Consider the following 21608-nt stretch of genomic DNA (forward strand, 5'->3'; position numbering starts at 1 on the left):
TCGCTGGAGGCGCAAGCCGGAATCGAACCGACGTACACGGATTTGCAATCCGCTGCATAACCACTCTGCCATTGCGCCAGCATTTGCAAGAAAAAAGGAAGCGCGGTGTAGGCCGTTGCTTCCTTTTTGTATTTGGAGCGGGAGACGAGTCTCGAACTCGCGACCTCAACCTTGGCAAGGTTGCGCTCTACCAACTGAGCTACTCCCGCGGGGCACTGCGTTTTTGGTGTGATTTCTGATTTGGTTTTCAGAAGGCCGTGTCCACCAAAGACAGCGATTATACACAGAATTTAAGGCTTGTGTGGCCCGGTTGCGCGGGGAAGTGAAAAATCCCCGCACAGCCGGGCTGTGCGGCGCCGTCAGGGGGTATCGCTGGACACCGGCTCGGTGGCCTTGGACTCGGGCGCGGATGCGGGAGCGGGCGCGTCGACGGGCGCATCAGCAGGCGCGGCCGCAGGCGAGGACGCCGGCGCGGCAGCCTTCTTCGCGGGACGGGCCTTGCCGGCGGGCCGGCGCGAGGCCTGGCGGCGGGCATAGGAAGCCTGTTCCGCGGTCACCGTGCCTGCCGGCTGGCCCTGCAGGTCGACGCGCGTGGCGTCCGCGACCATGCTGCTCCAGTAGCGGCTGCCCTTGCACCAGGTCGCGATGGCCTGCTTCAACTGCTCGTCCGTCATGCCCAGCTTTTCGAGATGCTGGGCTGCGTCGGCCAGGATGCCTTGCTTGAGCGGCAGTTTCGGCGCGGGATTCTTGGGGAAAGCCTGGGGGAAGTGCTTCTGCAGGCGCCAGATGGCCTCGACCACCGGGTCGACCGGCTCGCGCTTTTGCTGGGGCCGGGTTGCGGCCTTGGCTTGATCAGGCTCCCGCTTTTTCGTCCGGCCTGCCGCCTTCGGTTGGACCGGCACCGCCTTTTGAGCCTGTGCCCGCAGCTGCTCGCGCAGGTCGGCAAGTTTTTCAAAACCCATTGTTATTTCCAACACCTCAGATTTGTTCAGGCTGAAGGTTACCGCAAGTGCGCGAATGCAGCACTGTCGACAGGGCGCGTGTGTGGCGGCGGCGCCATGGCCGCCGCCCGCGCCGTGGGCGGATTTGCCGGAAATCAACGCGCGCAGGCCGGGCAGGATGGCTGGTCAGTGCCCGACACGGCCAGCCAGGCGTCTTCCGCATCGCAGCGCAGTGACAGGTCCGAGGTCCGGCTTTGCGGCAGCAGTCATACCAGGGGGCTGCACGCAAGGGTGACGACCACATTGCCGGTGCGTACCGACGAGGCGGCCACCGCCCCGAGCAGCGTTTCGCGCTGGTTGAAGAAGATCTGCGCCCGGTCGGCGGCCGGCATGTCTCCGTCGGGCAGGCTGGGGGCGGCCATCCTGCAAACGATGGCATGGGCCGGGCCGATCTGCGCGGACAAGAAAATTCTGGAAGCTGGGCCGCGTTGCGCCCCGCGTATACAACCCGGCTATGTCAATTTGTTTCGCGAGTGCATTGAAAAACCGCCGGAAGCATCTCTGGTCTGCTTATCGGGATGGTATCCACTGTAGAAAAATAAACAATTTGGATATTGTCCAATTTAACTATATTCCAATGATGGATGGTATCCATGTTCCCTTATTTGATTATTGGATGGTATCCAAGTCGTTGATTTAAATAATAAAGATGGTATCTATTGATTAATTTTTTGTATTGAAAAAAAAGGGGTATAAATTGCCTCCTTTTTTCGCGAAGCATGTTTCGCCCATTCGGATTGCCTGGTTACTTAATAATACTTTTATAGCGATCCGGTAATGCCTTGGGTATCAGATTAATTAATCGACATAGGGAGGATTTACGTTGATACATGACACGAAGAAATGGCTGACGGCGACGCTCGCATTGAGCGCGTCCTACTGCGGTGGCGTCACGGCTGCGGACTTGACGGTGACGTCGGGCAATACGCAGGTGTTCGACGGCTCGGCCAATTTCCCCGGGGGGGTGGATGTCAACGGCGGCACGCTGGTGATCGGCGGCAACGGCGGCGGCTCGGGCGTCACGCTCGGCGGCAACGTCAATGCGAATTCGAACGGGACCGTCGCGGGCTTTGGCTCGATCAATGGCGATCTCAACGTATCCGGCGCGCGCGTGGCGCCCGGGTATGAAGTCGGTACGCCGACGGGGGTCTCCAACGGCAATCTGGTCGTCAACGGCAACCTGTCGATGAACAACGCGGTGTTCAATTTCGAGACCGGCTATGCGGGGCTGCCGATCACGCAACCCGGCACTGGCGACAACATCACCGTGCGCGGCAATGCCGCCATCAACAACACCACGCTGAACGTCACGGTCAATACCTTGGGCGTCAACGCTGGCTACTACCGGATCCTGTCGTACGGCGGCTCGATGAGCGGCAACGGCCTGACGCTGGGTTCGGTCTCGGGCGATTCCGCGCCTGCAGCCACCATCCAGAACCTGACCGGCGACAAGCAGATCAATCTCATCCTGGGCCCCAGCACCACCAACCTGTGGAACGGCAACGGCGCGGCATCCGCGACGCGGTCGGGCGGCGGCAACGGCACCTGGAGCGCGGCCGGCACGAACTGGAACAGCCCGAGCAATGCCACCGGCGCGCTGCCCGATGGCGGCTACGCGATCTTCACTGGCGCGGCCGGCACGGTGACCGTGGACGGTAGCGCAGGTCCGGTGCGCGTGTCGGGCATTCAATTCGCCACCGATCGCTATCGCCTGCAGGGCGCGCCTATCACCCTGGTTGGCAGCGGCGGCAATCCGCCCGCAATCGTGGTCGGCGATGGCACCTATGCTTCGGGCCAATTCGTCGACACCATCGACAACCCCTTGCAAGGCACGCAGGGCTTCGTCAAGACCGGCCCGGGGTCGGTGATCCTGACGGCCGACAGTAGCGGCCTCACCGGTCCCATCCTGATCGCCGACGGCGCGCTGGAGATCGACGGCAAGTTGAACGGCCCGATGGACATCGGCCGCGAGGTCGTGCTGGCGGGTGTTGGCCAGGTAGGCAGCACCAATCTGTACCCCACCGCGGTCATCTCTCCCGGCAACGATGGCACGCCCATGGGCACGCTCACGGTCAACGGCAACCTGACCTTTGGCCAGAACACCATCTACCGCGTGCATGCCGATCCGGGCAGCACCCTCAGCGACCGCATCCATGTCACCGGCGTTGCCTATCTCGACGGCACCGTGGCGCACGTGGGTCCCGACGGCAACTACGCGCCGCGCACGACCTACAACATCCTGACGGCGGATGGCGGCATCCAGGGGCAGTTCACTGGCGCTTCGAGCGCTTATGCCTTCCTGACGCCCACGCTCAGCTATGACCCGAAGAATGCGTACATGACGCTGACGCGCAATGATGTGCCTATCGGCAGCATCGGCGGCTCGGGCAACGAGAGCAGCGTGGGCGGAGCGCTGGACAAAGAGGAACCGCCCGCGACGGGCAACGGTTCGTCTTCGACCGGCAACGGCTCTTCGTCGACGGGCAATGGTTCGTCGTCGGCTGGCAATGGCTCTTCGTCGACGGGCGACGGTACGTCTTCGACGGGTAACGGCTCCACGTCGACGGGCAACGGTTCGTCCTCGACCGGCAATGGCTCGACCTCGACTGGCAACGGCTCGTCCAGCGCCGGCAACGAAACGCCGCCCACCGGCAGCGGCTCTTCCCTGGTCGACAGCGGCATCGCCGCGGGCAAGAACACAGGCGCCAGCCAGGTGGCTAATGCCGTGCTCGCCATGACTCCGAACGAAGCGCGATCGGCCCTGAGGATGCTCTCGGGCGAAGTCTACGGCAGCACCGCGAGCGTACTGCTGAGCCAGGGCGACACCGTGCGCACGCTGCCGCTCTCGCATCTGCGCGGCAACCTCGACGCGCCGGTGTTGGCCGGACGTCCCACCGCCCAACTGGGCGTCCCGTCGTCCGACGCCATGCCGCAAAGCGGCGCATCGCCGGTCTGGGCGCAAGCGTTCGGCAACTGGAGCAAGTTCGACGGCGACAGCAACGCGTCCAGCCTGAGCCAATCGTCGGGCGGCCTGTTCGTCGGCGGCGATGGCGCGGTGGGCGGCGGCTGGCGTCTGGGCGGCGCGGTCGGCTACATCGGCAGCCACAACTCGATCGACGACACGTCCTCGCGCACCAATGTCGACAGCTATACGGCGACCCTGTTCGGCGGGCGGAATTTCCAGGCCGGTCCCGGCCACATCCGCTTCATGGCCGGCGCGGCCTACACCTGGCATGACATCGACGCGAAACGCGACGTGGCGGCCGGCAGCCTGAACCAGCGGCTCGAGTCGTCGTATCACGCCTCGTCGACGCAGGTGTTCACCGAGCTCGGCTACAACCTGCCGCTGGGCGATGCCTACACCATCGAACCGTTTGCGGGCCTGGCGTGGAACCAGCTGCGCACGCGCGGCTTCGAGGAGTCCGGTGGCACTGCAGCCCTGCACGGGTCCAGTAATTCCGACGACGTGACCAGCACCACGCTGGGACTGCGCGGCTCTTGGGAGTTCGGTTCCGACCGCGCGCCTGGCCGCCTGACCGCGTCGCTGGGCTGGCGCCATGCCATGGGCGATGTGCAGCCCAAGCAGCAGTTGGCCTTCGAAGGCGGCAGCACGTTCTCGGTGACGGGCGTGCCGATCGCGCGCAACGCCGCGGTGTTGGGCCTGGGCGCCGAGATGGCCATCACGCGCAACACGACGGCGGGCATTGCCTATGACGCGCAGTTCGGCGGCGGCAACCGGCAGCAGTCGGGCGTGCTCAAGCTGGCCGTGCGCTTCTGATCAGGCGCCGACAGGCGCAGCAAGCGTCGCAGTCATGACGCTTGCTGCGCCAGCGCCGGGCTGGAATCGAGAACAAATGAAAAGGGGCGAATCGAAAGATTCGCCCCTTTTTCAAGGACTTGCTCAAGAATGCCCGCTGAGCGGGGCCAGAACGGACGAGGCGCCGTTGGTCTTAGTGTTTATCGTCCCCCTGCCAGCGCAGATAAGCCGAGCGGGTAACAGCAGACACTGAATCCAGGACTTTCCGGTGATTGACCTGATGCCGCAGCATCAGCCGTGCATCGGCCACGGCGCGGGATTTGCAGAACCAATGGCAACTGTGCTGCAGCAGATACAACTCCGCCGAGAGGTGGTACGCGCGCTCTCTTGCGTCCCAGTGGCCTTCGTTGTCCACGACATGGCGCAAGCCGAGTGCATGGATGTGCAGCAGCTCACGAAAATCCCGTGTCATCGCGGGAAGAAAGCGCTCGATGTATGGCACGCAGAACGAGAGCGTGGACACGCGGGTGGCCTGTGGACTTTCCTTTTGCATGGCATCGGCCAGCGACTGCACTTGTGCCGCCACGGCGCGTTCGGTCTGGGCGAAGGTTTCCAGTACCTGTAGCTGGCGGTTCTCGGTGTCTTCGCGGATGGCGCGGGTGTAGCCTTGCGTCAGTGTTTCCATGTGGCGCTCCAGCTGCAAACCGCCCAGATGACGCCCCAGCAACGCAATGCGGGCGCGCTGATAGCGCACGCGCAGCACCTGCCATGCCGCGATAAGCACCAGCAGGATCAATGCAATATCCATTGCCCGTGTTCCTTCATTTCCCAAGCGGCACAAGCCGGAATGAAAAAAGGGCCCGAAGGCCCTTTTTCAAGGATTTCCAGAACTCCGCGAAGGAGGTTGAAAATCAAAATTTGGAGCGGGAGACGAGTCTCGAACTCGCGACCTCAACCTTGGCAAGGTTGCGCTCTACCAACTGAGCTACTCCCGCATTTGCGTGCCTTGCGCGATCCGCGATCGTTGCGATCTGGGACTGAGCCGGCAAGCGAGGGCGAAGTATACCGAATTTTTCAAAAGATGCTTTTTAGGGCGATTGAGCCCTGCCGACCAGTCTCGGTTCCTGCCCGACAGCGGTCCTGTTGCGTCCAGTGATCGCCATCCATTGAAGATGCCGCGGCGCGGCAGTCGCCGGATCGCACGGCGCACCCTCTGGGCGGGCCGAAAATAACTTCAAAAAATATCAACCAAATCCATATTGCTTCACTCATACGCGAGATCCAGAATTCTGTTCATGGACGCAAGGTGTCGTCCGAGGGCGGAAAATGGATACCAAGAACTCCACGAATCAGAGACAACTCACGGTCCGCATCTCGCGGGGAACCGAAGACGGAAGCTATTCCACTTACTCGGTGCCGTGGCGCGAGAACCAGACGGTTCTGGATGTGGTGACCGAAGTGCAGCGCACCCAGGAGCCGAACCTTTCGTACCGCTACGCCTGTCGCGTCGGCGTCTGCGGGTCCTGTGCCATGACGGTCAACGGCAAGCCCCGCTGGACCTGCCGCACCCACGTCAGCCGGGTGGAAGAGGGGGGCGTGATCGTGATCGAACCCTTGCGCAACATGCCGCGGATCAAGGATCTGGTCGTCGACATGAGCGAGTTCTTCCAGAAGTGGGCGCGCGCCGGCAATACCTTCGTCGGCACGGCCACGCGCAATGATCCGCCGGCACTGGTGTCGCCGCAGAGCAAGAAGCGCAAGCAGGCCGACGCCGCCATCGAGTGCATCAACTGCGGCGTGTGCTACGCGGCCTGTGACGTGGTGTCCTGGGATAAGGACTACCTGGGCCCGGCCGCCCTGAACCGGGCGTGGACACTGTTCAACGACGAACGGCACGCAGACCCCAAGGACGTGCTGCGCAAGGCCACCTCCGGCAGCGGCTGCAACTCCTGTCATACCCAGGGCAGCTGCATGAAGCACTGTCCGGTAAGCCTCAGCCCAACCGGCAGCATTGCGGGGCTGAAGCGCAGCGCCATCTTCAGCCTGCTCAAGGGGGGCTGACATGGAAGCTCGTCTTTTCGCGCTCCAGCGCCTGACGGCGATGGTGATGGCGCCGTTTGTCCTGGTGCACGTGGGCCTGGTCATCTACGCGGTGCGTGGCGGGCTGACCGCGGGCGAGATTCTCTCGCGCACGCAGGGCAACTGGTTCTGGATCGTCTTCTACGGCCTGTTCGTGCTGAGCGTGTCGGTCCACGTGCCGATCGGCGTGCGCAACATCCTGATCGAGTGGCTGCGGCTGGGCCGCGGCGCCGCGTCCGTGGTCGGGCTGGCGTTCGGTTTGGGACTGCTCATCCTGGGCGTGCGCGCCGTCGCGGCGGTGGGAGGGCTGATGCCATGAGATCCGCGCGCAACCATCAGGCCTACTGGGCCTTCCTCGGGCATCGCCTCTCCGGCCTGGCGCTGGCCCTGTTCCTGCCCGCCCACTTCTACGTGCTGGCGATGGCGCTGGACCAGGCGCGGCTGGACGGATTCCTCAAGCTTGCCGACATGCCGGCGATGAAGTTCGGCGAATGGGGGCTGGTGCTGCTGCTGACCCTGCACATGTTTTTCGGGCTGCGTCTGCTAGCGCTGGAGCTGTTGCCCTGGAAGTCGCCGCGGGATGCGCGCGTTGCCTGGATCGGGTGGGGCTTTGCGGTCTCCATGGCGACGGGCCTGGTTTTCATCGCGGGAGTGATCTGAGATGCGGATCGAGAACATCAAGACGGACATTCTGGTGCTGGGCACCGGGGGCGCGGGCCTGTTCGCGGCGCTGCATGCCAAGAAGGCAAATCCGTCTTTGAAAGTGACGGTGACGGTGAAAGGCCTGCTGGGCAAGTGCGGCTGTACCCGCATGGTCCAGGGCGGCTACAACGTCGCGCTGGCCGCGGGCGACTCGGTGGAGCGCCACTTCATGGACACCATCGAGGGCGGCAAATGGCTGCCGCGCCAGGACCTGGCGTGGCGTCTGGTCGAAGGCGCGGTTGAACGGGTGCGCGAGCTGGAGAACGAGATCGGCTGTTTCTTCGACCGCAATCCCGATGGCACGCTGCATTCCAAGGCGTTCGCCGGCCAGAGCTTCGACCGCACCGTGCACAAGGCCGACTTGACCGGCATCGAGATCATCAACCGCTTGATGGAGCAGGTGCGGGCGCTGGACGTCGATGAACTGGAAGAGCATCGCGCCATCGAGCTGATTCCGGCCGCCGACGGCTCCGGCATCTCGGGCGTGCTGTTCATCGACATGCGGACCGGCGCCTATCGGTTCATCCAGGCCAAGGCCGTGCTGCTGGCCACCGGGGCCGGGCCGACGATGTACCGCTATCACACGCCCTCCGGCGACAAGACCTGTGACGGCTTGGCCATGGCCTTGCGCTACGGCTTGAAGCTGCGGGACATGGAGATGGTGCAGTTCCATCCCACCGGCCTCCTGGGCGGGCCGGATACGCGCATGACCGGAACGGTGCTGGAGGAAGGGCTGCGCGGGGCGGGCGGCTATCTGCTCAACGGCGACGGCGAGCGCTTCATGGCCAACTACGACAAGCGCGGCGAACGCGCCACGCGCGACGTGGTCAGCCGCGGCATCTACGCCGAAATGCGCGCCGGCCGCACGGGCCCGATGGGCGGGGTCTATATCCAGATGAGTCATCTGGGTCCGGACAAGGTGGCCAAGACTTTTCCCGGCATGGTCAACCGCTGCAAGGATTGCGGTTTTGACCTGGCGGGCGGCAAGGTGGAGGTGGTGCCGACCGCCCACTACCTGATGGGCGGCGTCGAATTCAACGTGGACGGCTCGACGGCCTCGCCGGGGCTGTACGCGGCCGGCGAGGACTGCGGCGGTGTGCATGGCGCCAATCGCCTGGGCGGAAACGGCGTGGCCAATTCCACGGTGTTCGGCGGCATCGCGGGCGATGCGATGGCGGCCTATGTCGCCAAGTCCGGCCAGTGGCGCGATGCGGACCAGCGCATCATCGCGCGCGGCATCGAACGCGCCGAGTTCCCGTTTTCCCGGCCAACTGGGCGCATCCACGAGTTGCGCGACGCGCTTTCGCAAACCATGTGGGACGACGTCGGCGTGCTGCGCCGCCGCGAGGCTATGGAGCATGGCCTGGACGCCATCGCCGGCCACCGCGCCGCCTTGCGCGACATCGGCGTGGCGGACGGCGACCGCCGCTACAACCTCACCTGGCACGACTGGCTCAATATGGAAAGCCTGGTCGACATTTCCAAGGTCATCACGGTCTCGGCGCTGGCGCGCGAGAACAGCCGCGGCGCACATTACCGCGAGGACTTTCCCGAAGCTGGAGACCTGCACACCAGCCGCTACACGCGCGTGAGCGCGCAGGACGGCGAGGTGGCGCTGGAGATGGTTCCGGTTTCCTTCGACATCGTAAAACCCGGCGAATCGCTCATCGAGGGCGAGGCGGGCATTCCCCAGAACTAAGGCACATCCCACCATGAGCATCCCTGTACAGAAAGTTGAAGAGGCGGCGCTGGAGATCATGCGCCGCGCGGCCATCGAGATTCCGGCCGATTACAAGCAAGGCATCCAGGAACTGCAGAAGAAGGAAACCGGCAAGCTGCCGCGCTTCGTCATCCATGCCATGGTGGACAACTGGGAGGCCGCCGACCAGGACCGGCGGCCCATGTGCGCCGACACCGGCCTGCCGCGCTACTACGTCAAGGTGGGCAACAACGCCTCGGTCGACAGCGGCTTCGTCGCGGTGGAGCGCGCGCTGCGCCACGCCACGGCTGAGGCCACGCTCAGCATTCCGCTGCGGCCCAACCGCGTGCATCCGCTCTGGCGCACCGACCACAACAACAACGTCGGCATCAACGCGCCCGAGGTCGAATGGTCGTTCGAGCCCGATACCGACTGGATCGAAATCACGACCGTGCACAAGGGCGGCCTGTTCGGCACCGACTACCGCATGCTGTTTCCCGGCGATGGCATAGACGGTATCAAGCGCTTCGTGCTGGACACGCTGATCGCCTTCGGCAAGCGCGGGCTGGCCTGTCAGCCGGCCATCGTCGGCATCGGGCTGGGCGGCTCCAAGGACACCTGCATGCAGTTGGGCAAACAGGCCGCCTGTCTGCGCACGGTAGGGGACCGCAACCCGGACCCCAAGGTGGCGGAACTGGAACTGGAGCTGATGCAGCTGGGAAATTCCATCGGCATGGGCGCCATGGGCTTCGTCGGTTCCGGCATGGTGGTCGACTGCCATATCGAGTGCGGCTACACCCATACCGGAGGCATGCCCATCAGCCTGCATACCTTCTGCCTGTCTTCGCGCCGCGCCACCGCGCGGATCCATGCCAACGGGAAGATCGAGTACCGCACCGATCCCCAGTGGTTCACGCCCTACCTGCGCCGGGAGACGGTCGAATGGTAAGCAACGACGACGACATCAAGGTCTTTCACCTGGACCTGCCCGCCAAGCGCGAGGACCTCGCCAAGCTCGAACTCGGCGCGGCCGTGTATCTGAATGGCGTGGTCTACACGGCCCGCGAAGGCGTCTACAAGAAGGTGCTGGACCAGGGCCTGCCGCTGCCGGTGGACCTGCGCTCCCTCAGCAACGTCAACTTCCATTGCTCGCCGGCCGCGGCGCCGGACGGCCACGGCGGCTACAACGTGGGCGCCGTCACCGCCACCGCTTCGTTCCGCTTCTCCAAGTGGATACCCCGCTGGCTGGAGGAGACCGGCTGCCGCATCCTGATCGGCAAGGGCGGCATGCCCGCCGACGACTACAAGCAGGTGCTGGCGCCGGGCGGCGCGATCTACCTGACCACCGTGGGTTATGGCACCGGCGCCTTGCTGGGCCGCGGCATCAAGCGGGTGCGCGAAGTGCATTGGCTGGATGAGTTGGGGATCGCGCAGGCGATGTGGCTGTTCGAGGTCGAGAACTTCGGGCCCTTCATCGTCGAGAGCGACCTCGAGGGCAACTCGCTCTTTGCCCAGCACGCCGAAGTCATCAATGCGGGCATCGAGAAGCTTTATGCCGGCTTGAAGCCGCCCGCTCTGCACCGCTATGGCGAGACGGACGACCGCAAGGATGAAGTGATGTAGGCGCGGCAGCGCGCCAGACCCGGCAACCGTGCACCTGACAGGGATACTTTGATGATCATCGACTTTAGGCTGCGGCCGCCCGTGGGCGGCTTTCTGGACACGCTGATGTACTCGGCGGGAGAACGCCGCGACGGCTTTACCCGGACGGTGGGCTTCGAGCCCTCGGCTGCGGCGCAGCAGCAGTCGATGGCGCTGTTGCTCAAGGAGATGGACGCGGCGAGGATAGACCGCGGCGTGGTCGTGGGACGCCTGGCAGGCGTGCTGGGCAGCGTATCCAACGAGGATGTGCGCGGCATCGTCGCCGAGCACCCGGGCCGCTTCATCGGCGCCGCCTCCATCGACCCCACCGACAGGCGGCGCGCATGCCAGACCATCAGTCAGGCGGTCGAGGACGGCTTCAAGCTGATCAATATCGAGCCCGGTTCCTACCCGGTGCCGATGTACGCCGACGACCGGCGGCTCTATCCGATCTACGGCCATTGCGAGGACCTGGGCGTTCCGGTGATCATGATGGTCGGAGGCACGGCGGGCCCCGACCTGAGCTATTCGGACCCGATACGGACCGACCGGGTGCTGGCGGATTTCCCCGGCCTGAACGTCGTGGTCGCGCATGGCGGGTGGCCCTGGGTCAACGAGATCCTGCATCTGGCATTCCGGCGGCAGAATCTGTGGCTGTCGCCCGATATGTATTTTTCCCGCATGCCGGGTTGGGAGGAGTATGTGAAGGCGGCCGACGGCTTTCTTGCGGACAGGATGCTCTACGCCAGCTCGTTCCCGTTTTGTCCCGTGCAGGGGTACAAAGAATGGTTCGAGACCTTGCCGATCCGGGAAGATAATCTCAGGAAAGTCATGGGGGGCAATGCGCGGCGGCTGCTAGGCATCTGACGCGGCATACTCCTCCTTCCCATAAAGCTCGCCTACACCAGGAACCCCCCTTGCATGGACATCCGGACGCTCTACACGCTGATCGCGATTGCAGACCACGGCAGCTTCGCCGAGGCCGGCAATACCATCGGCTTGTCGCTGTCTGCGGTGAGCATGCAGGTCCGCGCTCTCGAGGATGAACTTGGCATCACGATCTTCGATCGCAGCCGGCGTCCGCCGATCCTCACGGATACGGGCCTGGCGCTGGTGCACCGGGCGCGCGACCTGATCGCCCACTGGGAAAGCATGAGCGCCGCGCTGAAGAAGGGCACCTCCTCGGGATTGCTCAGGCTGGGCAGCGTCCATACCTGTGTGTCGGGCGTGCTGCCGCTGGCCCTGCGCCACTTGCAGAAGCAGGGGCATGGACTGGAAGTCCACGTCACCACCGGGCTTACGCATGATCTGGAACGCGCCATCTACCACCGCCAGCTGGACGTGGCGATCGTGACGGAACCCGATGCGCCGCGCTCGGGGCTGGATTTCCTGCCGTTCGTGGAGGAACAGCTGGTCGTCATCGCGCACCGTTCGGTAAAGGGCGCCAGCGACCAGGAGATCCTGGAGCAGAACCCTTATGTCCGCTTCAACCGCTCGGCGCGCGTGGGGCATCTGGTGCAGGAAGAGATGGTGCGCAGGCGCATCACGGTGCGTTCGGCCATGGAGATCGACAACCTGGAGGGCGTGATCGCCATGGTGGCCAATGGCCTGGGCGCCTCGGTGGTGCCGGCCTGCCGCGGCAGGAACGAGTTTCCGCCGGGCATCCGCGTTATTCCGTTCGGCTCGCCGACGGTCACGCGCCGGCTGGGCATCCTGGCGCCGAAGGAGAACCCGCGAGCCCATCTTACGCAGTTGTTGCTCGATGCATTGAAGTCAGTCTGCGCCGGCCAGCGCGACGGCACGGAGCAGGCCGGTCCCGGCCAGTAGTCCTTAGTCTGGTAGTTCTGTAGTTCAGCAGCCTAGTAGTCCGCAGAAAAACACCGCAACGCCCCAAAAAAATCGAGCCATCGGCCCGAGGGTCAGTTGCTGCCTGGCGAATCGTCAGCCGGCCGAGAACCGGCAGGCTTCGCCGTCCCGCGAACTGAAGGAGACAAAACCATGAAAGACGAATTTCAACCCAATAACGCCCGCCGCCGCATCGTCAAGACGCTGGGCTGTGGCCTCGCGCTTACGCCGTTTCTGGCCCTGCCGGCGCGAGCCGAATGGCCATCTGACAAGGTCATACGCATGGTCGTTCCGTTTTCGGCGGGCGGCGCCACCGACTTGCTGGGCCGCGCCTTGGCGGCCGAACTGGGCAAGGGCCTGAAGCAAAGCGTGATCGTCGAGAACCGGGCGGGCGCCGGCGGCAGCGTGGGTGCGCAGGCCGTCGCCAGCGCGCCGGCGGACGGCTACACGCTGTTGCTCGCATCGGGCAGCATGTTCACAGTCAACCAGTTCATCTACAGCAAGCTGCCTTACTCGCTGGCCGACTTCAGCCCCATCGGCAAGGTGGCCAACGGACCCATGGTGCTCACGGTCAATGCCAATCTGCCCGTCAAGAACACGCGGGAGCTGATCGAATACGCCCGCGCCAGGCCGGGCAAGCTCAGCTTCTCGTCCGCGGGCGTGGGCAGCCAGACGCATATGGCGGGGGAAGCCTTCAGCGATGCCGCGGGGATCGAGCTCATGCATGTCCCATACAAAGGCGAAGGCCCGGCCTATACGGATCTGATGGCGGGCGTGATCGAAGTCGCCGTGGGCAACATCAATGCCATCGTCCCCTTGCTCAAGGGCGGGCGCCTGCGGGCGCTTTCGGTGACGGGGAGGGAGCGCTCAGCGCTGCTGCCGGACGTGCCCACCACGGCGGAGGACGGCGTGCCGGGTTTCGAGTTCACTGGCTGGTTCGCGCTGCTGGCGCCGGCAGGCACGCCCCAGGCGTCCGTCGACCGGCTGCTGGCCGATGCCAGGACGGCGGTCGAACAGCCGAACCTGCAGCGCTATCTGGCGGACCAGGGCATGTCCGCGACCATTGTGCCGCCAGCCCAGCTCAGGGACGAGATCGCCAGGGAGTCGGCCAAGTGGAAGGCGCTGGTGGAGAAAAAGAAGATCACCGCCAGCTGAGGCTACGTTGCGGGCCTGTGGCGCTCACTGGCCCGCCCTTATTTTCATGCTCACCTTGCACGCATCATGTCGCCCGATTCCCTTGTTGTCGCCGCTCCCGTCGTCTTGGTCGCCTACGTCGTCTTCGGGATGACAGGATTCGGCGCGGCCATGGTGGCCGTGCCGGTCCTGGTCCAGTTCATGCCCCTGCAGTTTGCGGTGCCGCTGGTGGTGCTGTTCGACCTGGCCTGCACCGCGCTGGTGGGCGGCAGCAACTGGCGGCGGGTGTCCCTGGTCGAGCTCAAGCGGCTGTTTCCCTGGCTGCTGCTAGGGATAGGCCTGGGCGTCACGCTGCTGCACAATGCCGGCGCCCGCTGGCCCTTGATACTGCTGGGCAGCTTCGTACTGGCCGTGTGCATCAAGGGCCTGCGCGGCGCGCGGGCGAAGACGGCGGCGCCGTTGAACACTTTTTGGGCGTTGCCGTTCGGCGTGTTCGGCGGCATCTTCAGCGCGCTGTTCGGGACCGGGGGGCCGATCTACACCATCTATCTGTCGCGCCGGCTGGACGCGCTGGATCAGTTCCGCGCCACGATCTCGGTGGTCATCCTGGCCAGCGGCCTCATCCGGGCGGCGGCTTTCGGCGCCGCCGGACTGTACGCGCAGCCGGAAATCCTGTCTGCCGCCGCCGTACTGCTGCCGGTGGCCCTGATCGGCCTTTATGGCGGCTCCCGCCTCAGGGCCCGGGTGTCTCCGGAACTGCTGAAGCGGGCCATTTTCCTCTTGCTCGCGATAGCTGGCGCGGGCGCCATCTATCGCGGCTGGGTCTCGCCTGCGTGACGCGGACGCCTGCTACTTGGCCGTCGGCATGGCGAACTCGGCGCCCTTGCCGATGCTTTCGGGCCAACGCTGCATGATGGACTTCTGCCGGGTGTAGAAGCGCACGCCTTCCTCGCCATAGGCGTGCATGTCGCCGAACAGGCTGCGCTTCCAGCCGCCGAAGCCATGCCAGGCCATGGGCACCGGGATGGGCACATTGATGCCCACCATGCCGACTTCGATGCGCCGGCCGAACTCGCGCGCGACGTTGCCGTCGCGGGTGAAGCAGGCCACGCCGTTGCCGAATTCGTGGGCGTTGATGAGATCCACTGCCTCTTTCAGGTCCTTCACGCGCACGCAGCCCAGCACCGGGCCGAAGATTTCTTCCTTGTAGATGCGCATGTCGGGCGTGACGTGGTCGAACAGCGTGCCGCCCATCCAGAAGCCGTCGCCGCAGCCTGCGCCCGCTTGCGAGCCCTGGAAACCGCGGCCGTCCACCAGCAATTGCGCGCCTTCCTGCACGCCTAGGTCGATGTAGCCGCTGATGCGTTCGTGAGCGGCCCGGGTCACGATGGGACCCATCTCGGCCGCGGGGTTCTCGCCGTCCAGCACCTTCAGCGTCCTGGTACGCTCGATCAACCGGGGCAGCAACCGGTCGGCCACGTCGCCCACCAGCACCGCCACGCTGATCGCCATGCAGCGCTCGCCGGCCGAGCCGTAGCCGGCGCCGACCAAGGCATCGACCGCCTGGTCGATGTCGGCGTCCGGCATCACGACCATATGATTCTTGGCGCCGCCCAGGGCCTGCACGCGCTTGCCGTGGCGGGCGCCAGTCTCGTAGATGTAGTTGGCGATGGGTGTGGAACCGACGAAGCTGATCGCCTTCACGTCCGGGTGCTCCAGCAGTGCATCCACCGCCACCTTGTCGCCCTGCACCACGTTGAACACGCCATCCGGCAGGCCGGCCTCGCTCAGCAGCTCGGCGATGCGCAGGGAGGCGCTGGGATCGGTGGGGCTGGGCTTGAGCACGAAGGTATTGCCCGCCGCGATGGCCACGGGGAACATCCACATGGGCACCATCACCGGGAAGTTGAACGGCGTGATGCCCGCCACCACGCCTAGCGGCTGGCGCAGCGTCCAGTTGTCGATGCCGGTGGAAACCTGCTCGGTGTGAGCGCCCTTCAGGAGCTGGGGGACGCCGCAAGCGAACTCCACGATGTCGATGCCGCGGGTGACTTCGCCTTGCGCATCGCTGAAAACCTTGCCATGCTCGGCGGTGATCAGGTGAGCCAGTTCGTCGCGATGCTTGTTCATCAGTTCAAGAAACCTGAACAGCACGCGGGCGCGGCGGATGGGAGGAGTGTCCGCCCATTGCGGAAATGCCGCTCGGGCGCTGGCCACGGCACGGTTCACCTCGTCTGGCGTGGCCAGGGCCACTTGCTTGGCGACGACGCCCGTGGCCGGGTTGTAGACGGGCTGGCGGTTGCCTGTCCCCTCGACGAGGCTGCCGCCGATATAGTGTCCGGCATCACGGGATTGGGCGCTGGCATTGCTTGCGGTCATGGCTGACTCCTGGGCTTGAGCATGGTGATCTGGAACTGGCAATGTCGCGCATTGGCGCGCGGCCGTCGAGACCAGAGGGCTGGAATCAGTGTTTGGCGTTTCGAACAATGGAGCAGGGCATGACGAAAACCAGGCGTCTGGAAGATCTGTGGTCGCATATTCATTGCCTTGGGGTGCTGGCCGATACCGGCAGCTACACGGCGGCCGCCCGCCGCCTGCAGATCAGCAAGGCCTCGGTGAGCCAGCGCATCGTGGAGCTGGAGCAGGCGGCTGGCGTGCCCCTGGTGCGCCGCACCACCCGCAGCGTCGGCCTGACCGAGGCGGGGCAGAGTCTGGTAGACCAGACCGCGGCGGCTTTCCTGCGCATCGAGGAAGGCTTCTCGGCCGTGCGGGATCTGTCAGAGGGGCCGCGCGGCGTGCTGTCCGTGACCGCGCCCGTGGCCCTGGGGCGCCAGGTCATTGCGCCGCTGATACCGGAATTCCTGAAGCGCTTTCCCGACGTGCGGATCCAGCTGGAACTCAGCGACCATCTGGCGTCCCTGGCGACCGAAGGCTTCGACCTGGCGATCCGGCACGTGGCCGGCGTGCCGGACACGCATGTCGCCTCGGTCATCTGCGAGACGCGCTCCGTGCTGGTTGCCACCCCGGAATACCTGGCGCGGAACGGCACGCCGAAGATACCAATGGATCTGGCGGCCCACAATTGCCTGCATTACCTGCGGCGCAGCGGCAGCGCCACCTGGTCGTTCGAGTCGCGTGACGGGGACAAGCGCGTGGCGGTGCCGGTGCGCGGCAGCTTCACGGCCAACAACAGCGAAGTGTTGAGAGAGGTGGCGGCCGGATCCCTGGGAATCGCGCTGCTGCCGGATTTCAGCGCCAATCAGGCCTTGCGCAGCGGAGCCCTGGTCGAAGTACTGCATGGCTGGCGGGTGGTGGGCGACTACGCGGAGCGGCTATACGCGGTCAGGCCCTACACGCCGCGCGTGCCCCTGACCGTATCCTCGTTCGTCGGCTACCTGCGCGAGGCGATCCCGGCGTCCGCTGGACTAGGCGGGCCGCCAGGAGCGGGGAGCGAGGCGGGCTAATTGACCTGTAGCCCGGCCTTGGCCACCAGGTCGGCGTAGATCGCGGCGCCCTGGTTGACGTACCTTTCCGTCTCGGCGGGCGACAGGACGTGGGGGATGCCGCCGAAGTTGGCGTTGCCGGCGATCCATTTCGGATCCTGCGAGATCTGCTTGAGCACGGCGGCCCATTTGGCCACGGCCTCGGAATTCATGTCGGGCGGCCCGAACAGTCCGCTCCAGCCTATGACCGCTTCGAGCTGAGGCAGCCCCAGCTCGCGGGCGGTCGGTATGTCGGGGAATTGCGCCAGGCGTTCCGGCGTGGTCGTCAGCAGGGCGCGCAGCTTGCCGCTGGCGAGTATGCCTGTCATTGAACTCAGGTTGTTGCAGGCGAAGTCGGCATCCTTGCTGAGGACCGCCAGCGCGACCTCATTGCCGCCCTTGTACGGCACGCTGACCACGGCATCGGGCTTCAGGCCAAGGCTGCTCAGCAGCAGCTGGGGCGCGAGGTTCTGCACCGTAGCCGGGCCGGAATGGCTGTAGTTGAGCTTGCCGGGCTGCGCCTTCATCGCCTGCGCCAGGTCGCGGATCGTCTTGTACGGACTGTCCGGGTGGACGACACAGACCACCGGATTCAACTCCAGCAAGCCGATGAAGGTGAAATCCTTCGAGGTATAGGGCGTGGTCTTGGGCTGCAGCGCGGGCAACAGGACCTGGGAGCCTATCCGGCCCATCAGCAGCGTGTAGCCGTCGGGGGCGGCGTTCTTCACGGCGGCGGAGCCGATTGCGCCGTTCGCCCCGGCCTTGTTGACCACGACGATGGGCTGGCCAAGCACGCCTTGCGCGGCGGCGGACAGATTGCGGGCCGCCATGTCGGCGTCGCCGCCGGCGCTGAACGGAACGATGAGCTGGATCGGTTTGGCGGGATAGGCCTGGGCGTTCGCCAGGCCGGGAAGCGTGGCAAGCATGCAAATCGCGGCGCGAGCGAACGCGCCCGGCCAGCGGCCGGTAGGGCTGATCATGGGAAGTCTCCTGTCGTGCTAAGGGACGTAACCGGACTGCAGCTGTGCTCGATGCCTCGAGGTCAATGACCGGTCGCGGACTGCGTTGATGCGCTGAAAACCGGGGCGGGCTCGCCCGCCAGGGAAACGTTGATGCAGGCGGGCAGCCCGCTGTTCGCCGCCATGTCCAGCGCGGTGGCCAGACCGTCGCTGTCCTGCGCGGCAAAGCCTGCCCCGCCGAGCGCCGTGGCGACGTCGTGGTAGCGCGCGGTCGCCGCAAGTTCGCAGCCGATCAGCCTGTTCGGACCATAGGTGCGCATCTGGATCAGATGTTCTGCGTTCCAGCGCAGGTCGTTGCCGATCACGGCGATGATCGCGGCCTGTTCGCGCACCGCCGTGTCCAGCTCCATCAGGTGGAAGCCTGCGGTGCCATCGCCCATGAGGACCACCACGGTCGCATCGGGCTGCGCGATCTTGGCGGCGATCGCGTAGCAGATGCCCGCGCCAATTGCGCCGGACATGCCGTTGATGATGCGCACCGGCGCCTGGCAGTAGGCCTGCGCCCACTGGCCGAACTCGCCGCCGTCGCAGACCAGGATGGGATTCGGGACGGAGGCGAGAAACGCCTGGACCGTCTCGCAAAGCGCGCGCGGTCCCAATGCGCCGGCGGCGGACGCGGCGGCATTCAGTGTGGTCCGGTTGCGCAGCGCTTCGTCCACGCGCGCGCGCCATGGGGCGCGCTCGGCCGGAGCTGGTGTGGCACGCATCGCGGACAGTGCGGCATAGGGATCGCCCTGCAAGGCCAGGGCCAGTCGTTCGCCCAGCAGGCGGCTCGCGCGTTCCAGCATGGCGGGATCCGGGTCGATCGCTACGACCTGGGCCGTCTTGCCCAGCGCGCCCGTGCCGCCGAAGCCCAGCGTGAAGTCCAGGGACTTGCCTGCCAGCACGATGAGGTCCGCCTGTGGCATGAGCGCGGCCAGGGAACCGAGCGAAGGATCCTTCAGGCCGCGCGGGCTTTCCATGGGGATGACGCGCATTGCAAGCGCTTCTTCCAGCATCCCGCGGACGGCACGCATGTGGGCGCGCGCGCCTGTGGGGCCGGCCAGCATCAGGGGGCGCTGCGCGGTATTCACCAGCGCGGCGAGCTTTTCCATGCCGGCTGCGTCCGCTGGGACGGCCTCGCGGCTCTGCGCTGCGGCGGGAAGCTCCGCCAAGCCGGTCTCGGCGGTCATCAGGTCGAAGGGCAGGGTCAGATGCACCGGCCCGCGCCGGGGCGCAAGCGCCTGCGCCACCGCGCTTTCGAGCGCGGGGTAGAGTTCCTGCGCGGTCCGCGGACGCAGCGAAAGCTTGGTCAGCGGACGGGTGATGGCGACCTGGTCCAGTTCCTGGAAGGCGCCCATGCCGTCCTCGGCAACGGAGGAGTCGCCGGAAATGAGCAGCACGGGGCTTTCCGCCTGCGACGCCGAGTACAAGGGCGCGAGGCCGTTCGTGATGCCCGGCGCCGCGGTCAGCATCGCGACGCCGAGTTCGCCGGTGATCTGGGACCAGGCGTCCGCCATGAAGACGGCGGCCGCCTCATGCCGCACGTGGATGATGCGGATGCCTGCGTCGATACAGGCATCGTAGAGCGGCATGATCTGATTGCCGGACAGGCTGAAGATGGTCTTGACGCCCAGGCGATGCAGCGTACGGATAATCAACTGGGATCCAAGCACCTGAGTCTCCGAGGGCCGCGCTGGTAAACGCCGCGCGCCTGTTTTTATACCGGCTATGGGAGAGTTCAGTGTATCGGCTATCCGTGGCGTGTTGGTTGATGTTTTTTGAACCTAGGGGGCAGCTCGCGGGCTGTCCCGATCAGTCTGCGCCGCGATCGCCTCGCGCACGCCTTGCCCGTACGCTGGATCGGCCTGGGCACAGTTGGCGATGTGGCGCTCGATGACTTCCTCGGACGCGCCGCGGATCGCGCGGGCGGTGTTTTCGAACAGCCTTTGCTTTTCGTCCGCGGCCATCAGGCGGAACAGGTCGCCGGGCTGGGAGAAATAGTCGGCATCTTCCCGGTGGTTCCAGCGGGCCGCCGCGCCGCTGAGGTCCAACGGCGGCTCCGAGTAGTCCGGCTGCGCCTGCAGGGCGCCACGACTGTTGGGCGTGTACGCGGGCGCGCTGCCGCCGTTGCCATCGACACGCATGGCCCCGTCGCGGTGGTAGCTATGGAACGGACAGCGGGGCGCGTTGACCGGGATCTGCGGATAGTTCACGCCCAAGCGATAACGTTGCGTGTCGCCATACGAGAACAGGCGGCCTTGCAGCATCTTGTCCGGTGAGAACCCGATGCCGGGCACGATCACCGCGGGGCTGAACGCGGCCTGTTCGACCTCGGCGAAGAAATTCTCCGGATTCCGGTTGAGCTCCAGGACGCCGGCCTCGATCAGCGGATAGTCCTTGTGCGGCCAGACCTTGGTCAGGTCGAAGGGATTGAGATGATAGGTATTGGCCTCGGCCTCGGGCATGATCTGCACGTACAGGGTCCAGCGCGGGAATTCGCCGCGTTCGATCGCTTCGTACAGGTCGCGCTGGTTGCTTTCGCGGTCCGCCGCGATGACCTGGCCGGCTTCGGCGTCCGTCAGGTTCTGGATGCCTTGCTGGGTCTTGAAGGTGAACTTGACCCAGAACCGCTGGTTGGCAGCGTTGATGAAACTATAGGTGTGGCTGCCGAACCCGTGCATGTGGCGATAGCTCTTGGGAATGCCGCGGTCGCCCATGATGAGCGTCACCTGGTGCAGGGTCTCGGGCAGCAGGGTCCAGTAGTCCCAGTTGTTCTGCGGGCTGCGCATGCCCGTGCGTGGATCGCGCTTGACGGCCCGGTTCAGGTCGGAGAACTTCAGCGGATCGCGCACGAAGAAGACTGGCGTGTTATTGCCGACCAGATCCCAATTGCCCTCTTCGGTGTAGAACTTGAGGGCAAAGCCGCGGATGTCGCGCTCGGCATCGGCCGCGCCGCGTTCTCCGGCCACGGTGGAGAATCGCGCGAACATGTCGGTCCGCTTGCCGACCTGGCTGAAGATCCTGGCCTTGGTGTAGCGCGTGATGTCATGGGTCACGGTGAACGTGCCGAAGGCGCCGGCCCCCTTGGCGTGCATGCGCCGCTCCGGTATCACCTCGCGGTCGAAGTGCGCCATCTTCTCCAGGAACCAGACGTCCTGCAAAAGCGCAGGCCCGCGCGGACCGGCGGTCATGGTGTTGTCGTCGTCGGCAACAGGGGCGCCGAATGCGGTGGTGAGTTTGCTCATGATGGGCTCCATGCGATGTTGA

Annotated in this window: 19 protein-coding genes and 3 tRNA genes; 12 read left to right on the plus strand and 10 right to left on the minus strand. The window is 65.3% G+C overall.

Annotated features, from left to right (window positions below):
- Positions 1 to 4: 4 nt before the first annotated feature.
- The 4 genes from AC3WOB_RS21120 to AC3WOB_RS21135 all read right to left on the minus strand — a co-directional run bounded on the left by AC3WOB_RS21120 (position 5) and on the right by AC3WOB_RS21135 (position 1405).
- Positions 5 to 78: transfer RNA gene (locus AC3WOB_RS21120), tRNA-Cys, on the minus strand.
- Between the two features lie 55 nt (positions 79 to 133).
- Positions 134 to 209 (minus strand) — tRNA-Gly (locus AC3WOB_RS21125).
- Between the two features lie 150 nt (positions 210 to 359).
- Positions 360 to 962 (minus strand): ProQ/FinO family protein, encoded by a 603-nt coding sequence (locus tag AC3WOB_RS21130; protein WP_492276087.1) that lies wholly within the window; start codon positions 960 to 962, stop codon positions 360 to 362.
- A gap of 245 nt (positions 963 to 1207) precedes the next feature.
- Positions 1208 to 1405 carry a hypothetical protein gene (locus tag AC3WOB_RS21135; RefSeq protein WP_492276088.1) on the minus strand — a complete coding sequence of 66 codons (198 nt, stop codon included), beginning with the start codon at positions 1403 to 1405 and terminating at the stop codon, positions 1208 to 1210.
- A gap of 419 nt (positions 1406 to 1824) precedes the next feature.
- Between AC3WOB_RS21135 and AC3WOB_RS21140 the strand changes: the two genes are divergently transcribed.
- Positions 1825 to 4779 (plus strand): autotransporter family protein, encoded by a 2955-nt coding sequence (locus tag AC3WOB_RS21140; RefSeq protein ID WP_492276089.1) that lies wholly within the window; start codon positions 1825 to 1827, stop codon positions 4777 to 4779.
- A gap of 172 nt (positions 4780 to 4951) precedes the next feature.
- Here the strand turns inward: AC3WOB_RS21140 and AC3WOB_RS21145 are convergent, their stop codons facing one another.
- Positions 4952 to 5566 carry a hypothetical protein gene (locus tag AC3WOB_RS21145; protein WP_013391778.1) on the minus strand — a complete coding sequence of 205 codons (615 nt, stop codon included), beginning with the start codon at positions 5564 to 5566 and terminating at the stop codon, positions 4952 to 4954.
- Between the two features lie 111 nt (positions 5567 to 5677).
- Positions 5678 to 5753 (minus strand) — tRNA-Gly (locus tag AC3WOB_RS21150).
- A 331-nt stretch (positions 5754 to 6084) separates the two neighbouring features.
- Here AC3WOB_RS21150 and AC3WOB_RS21155 point away from each other — a divergent pair.
- From AC3WOB_RS21155 to AC3WOB_RS21200, 10 genes are all read left to right on the plus strand, one after another.
- On the plus strand, positions 6085 to 6819 hold the full coding sequence (locus AC3WOB_RS21155; RefSeq protein WP_013391836.1) for a succinate dehydrogenase/fumarate reductase iron-sulfur subunit: 735 nt from the start codon (positions 6085 to 6087) through the stop codon (positions 6817 to 6819).
- 1 nt (position 6820) lies between these two features.
- Positions 6821 to 7156: a succinate dehydrogenase membrane anchor gene (locus AC3WOB_RS21160; RefSeq protein WP_013391837.1), complete on the plus strand. Its 336-nt coding sequence runs from the start codon at positions 6821 to 6823 to the stop codon at positions 7154 to 7156.
- Positions 7153 to 7497 (plus strand): succinate dehydrogenase/fumarate reductase transmembrane subunit, encoded by a 345-nt coding sequence (locus tag AC3WOB_RS21165; RefSeq protein ID WP_013391838.1) that lies wholly within the window; start codon positions 7153 to 7155, stop codon positions 7495 to 7497. The genes AC3WOB_RS21160 and AC3WOB_RS21165 overlap by 4 nt, the downstream gene beginning before the upstream one ends.
- 1 nt (position 7498) lies before the next feature.
- Positions 7499 to 9238 carry an L-aspartate oxidase gene (locus tag AC3WOB_RS21170; RefSeq protein WP_492276090.1) on the plus strand — a complete coding sequence of 580 codons (1740 nt, stop codon included), beginning with the start codon at positions 7499 to 7501 and terminating at the stop codon, positions 9236 to 9238.
- A gap of 13 nt (positions 9239 to 9251) precedes the next feature.
- The gene (locus tag AC3WOB_RS21175; protein ID WP_013391840.1) at positions 9252 to 10187 is read left to right on the plus strand and encodes a fumarate hydratase; all 936 of its coding nucleotides are present in this window, start codon (positions 9252 to 9254) and stop codon (positions 10185 to 10187) included.
- Positions 10181 to 10861, plus strand: coding sequence for a fumarate hydratase C-terminal domain-containing protein (locus tag AC3WOB_RS21180; RefSeq protein ID WP_013391841.1), 681 nt, complete (start codon positions 10181 to 10183; stop codon positions 10859 to 10861). Before AC3WOB_RS21175 ends, AC3WOB_RS21180 begins: the two co-directional genes overlap by 7 nt.
- Positions 10862 to 10912: 51 nt before the next feature.
- The gene (locus tag AC3WOB_RS21185) at positions 10913 to 11746 is read left to right on the plus strand and encodes an amidohydrolase family protein (RefSeq protein WP_492276091.1); all 834 of its coding nucleotides are present in this window, start codon (positions 10913 to 10915) and stop codon (positions 11744 to 11746) included.
- Between the two features lie 54 nt (positions 11747 to 11800).
- Entirely contained in the window at positions 11801 to 12706 is a 906-nt protein-coding gene (locus AC3WOB_RS21190) for a LysR family transcriptional regulator (RefSeq protein ID WP_013391843.1), read from the plus strand.
- 171 nt (positions 12707 to 12877) lie between these two features.
- Complete coding sequence (locus AC3WOB_RS21195; RefSeq protein ID WP_492276092.1) at positions 12878 to 13879, plus strand: Bug family tripartite tricarboxylate transporter substrate binding protein; 1002 nt, start codon at positions 12878 to 12880, stop codon at positions 13877 to 13879.
- Between the two features lie 66 nt (positions 13880 to 13945).
- Complete coding sequence (locus tag AC3WOB_RS21200) at positions 13946 to 14695, plus strand: sulfite exporter TauE/SafE family protein (RefSeq protein WP_492276093.1); 750 nt, start codon at positions 13946 to 13948, stop codon at positions 14693 to 14695.
- Between the two features lie 12 nt (positions 14696 to 14707).
- Here the strand turns inward: AC3WOB_RS21200 and AC3WOB_RS21205 are convergent, their stop codons facing one another.
- A complete protein-coding gene (locus AC3WOB_RS21205; RefSeq protein ID WP_492276094.1) occupies positions 14708 to 16237 on the minus strand; it encodes a CoA-acylating methylmalonate-semialdehyde dehydrogenase in 1530 nt (509 codons plus the stop codon).
- Between the two features lie 119 nt (positions 16238 to 16356).
- On the opposite strand from AC3WOB_RS21205, the gene AC3WOB_RS21210 reads away from it, so the two are divergent.
- Positions 16357 to 17322, plus strand: coding sequence for a LysR family transcriptional regulator (locus AC3WOB_RS21210; RefSeq protein ID WP_013391847.1), 966 nt, complete (start codon positions 16357 to 16359; stop codon positions 17320 to 17322).
- Here the strand turns inward: AC3WOB_RS21210 and AC3WOB_RS21215 are convergent.
- From AC3WOB_RS21215 to AC3WOB_RS21225, 3 genes are all read right to left on the minus strand, one after another.
- On the minus strand, positions 17319 to 18320 hold the full coding sequence (locus AC3WOB_RS21215; protein ID WP_492276095.1) for a Bug family tripartite tricarboxylate transporter substrate binding protein: 1002 nt from the start codon (positions 18318 to 18320) through the stop codon (positions 17319 to 17321). The genes AC3WOB_RS21210 and AC3WOB_RS21215 overlap by 4 nt on opposite strands.
- 62 nt (positions 18321 to 18382) lie before the next feature.
- Positions 18383 to 20014 carry a thiamine pyrophosphate-binding protein gene (locus AC3WOB_RS21220; RefSeq protein WP_492276096.1) on the minus strand — a complete coding sequence of 544 codons (1632 nt, stop codon included), beginning with the start codon at positions 20012 to 20014 and terminating at the stop codon, positions 18383 to 18385.
- A gap of 111 nt (positions 20015 to 20125) precedes the next feature.
- Positions 20126 to 21586, minus strand: coding sequence for a catalase (locus AC3WOB_RS21225; RefSeq protein WP_492276097.1), 1461 nt, complete (start codon positions 21584 to 21586; stop codon positions 20126 to 20128).
- Positions 21587 to 21608 lie beyond the last annotated feature (22 nt).

This window comes from Achromobacter sp. FW305-C-30-7, from assembly GCF_058783105.1.

Excerpts from the sequence above, each read along its gene's own strand:
- AC3WOB_RS21130 (WP_492276087.1), bottom strand. The coding sequence starts at position 962 with ATGGGTTTTGAAAAACTTGCCGACCTGCGCGAGCAGCTGCGGGCACAG.
- AC3WOB_RS21145 (WP_013391778.1), bottom strand. The coding sequence starts at position 5,566 with ATGGATATTGCATTGATCCTGCTGGTGCTTATCGCGGCATGGCAGGTG.
- AC3WOB_RS21155 (WP_013391836.1), top strand. The coding sequence starts at position 6,085 with ATGGATACCAAGAACTCCACGAATCAGAGACAACTCACGGTCCGCATC.
- AC3WOB_RS21160 (WP_013391837.1), top strand. The coding sequence starts at position 6,821 with ATGGAAGCTCGTCTTTTCGCGCTCCAGCGCCTGACGGCGATGGTGATG.
- AC3WOB_RS21165 (WP_013391838.1), top strand. The coding sequence starts at position 7,153 with ATGAGATCCGCGCGCAACCATCAGGCCTACTGGGCCTTCCTCGGGCAT.
- AC3WOB_RS21170 (WP_492276090.1), top strand. The coding sequence starts at position 7,499 with ATGCGGATCGAGAACATCAAGACGGACATTCTGGTGCTGGGCACCGGG.
- AC3WOB_RS21175 (WP_013391840.1), top strand. The coding sequence starts at position 9,252 with ATGAGCATCCCTGTACAGAAAGTTGAAGAGGCGGCGCTGGAGATCATG.
- AC3WOB_RS21180 (WP_013391841.1), top strand. The coding sequence starts at position 10,181 with ATGGTAAGCAACGACGACGACATCAAGGTCTTTCACCTGGACCTGCCC.
- AC3WOB_RS21185 (WP_492276091.1), top strand. The coding sequence starts at position 10,913 with ATGATCATCGACTTTAGGCTGCGGCCGCCCGTGGGCGGCTTTCTGGAC.
- AC3WOB_RS21190 (WP_013391843.1), top strand. The coding sequence starts at position 11,801 with ATGGACATCCGGACGCTCTACACGCTGATCGCGATTGCAGACCACGGC.
- AC3WOB_RS21195 (WP_492276092.1), top strand. The coding sequence starts at position 12,878 with ATGAAAGACGAATTTCAACCCAATAACGCCCGCCGCCGCATCGTCAAG.
- AC3WOB_RS21200 (WP_492276093.1), top strand. The coding sequence starts at position 13,946 with ATGTCGCCCGATTCCCTTGTTGTCGCCGCTCCCGTCGTCTTGGTCGCC.
- AC3WOB_RS21205 (WP_492276094.1), bottom strand. The coding sequence starts at position 16,237 with ATGACCGCAAGCAATGCCAGCGCCCAATCCCGTGATGCCGGACACTAT.
- AC3WOB_RS21210 (WP_013391847.1), top strand. The coding sequence starts at position 16,357 with ATGACGAAAACCAGGCGTCTGGAAGATCTGTGGTCGCATATTCATTGC.
- AC3WOB_RS21215 (WP_492276095.1), bottom strand. The coding sequence starts at position 18,320 with ATGATCAGCCCTACCGGCCGCTGGCCGGGCGCGTTCGCTCGCGCCGCG.
- AC3WOB_RS21225 (WP_492276097.1), bottom strand. The coding sequence starts at position 21,586 with ATGAGCAAACTCACCACCGCATTCGGCGCCCCTGTTGCCGACGACGAC.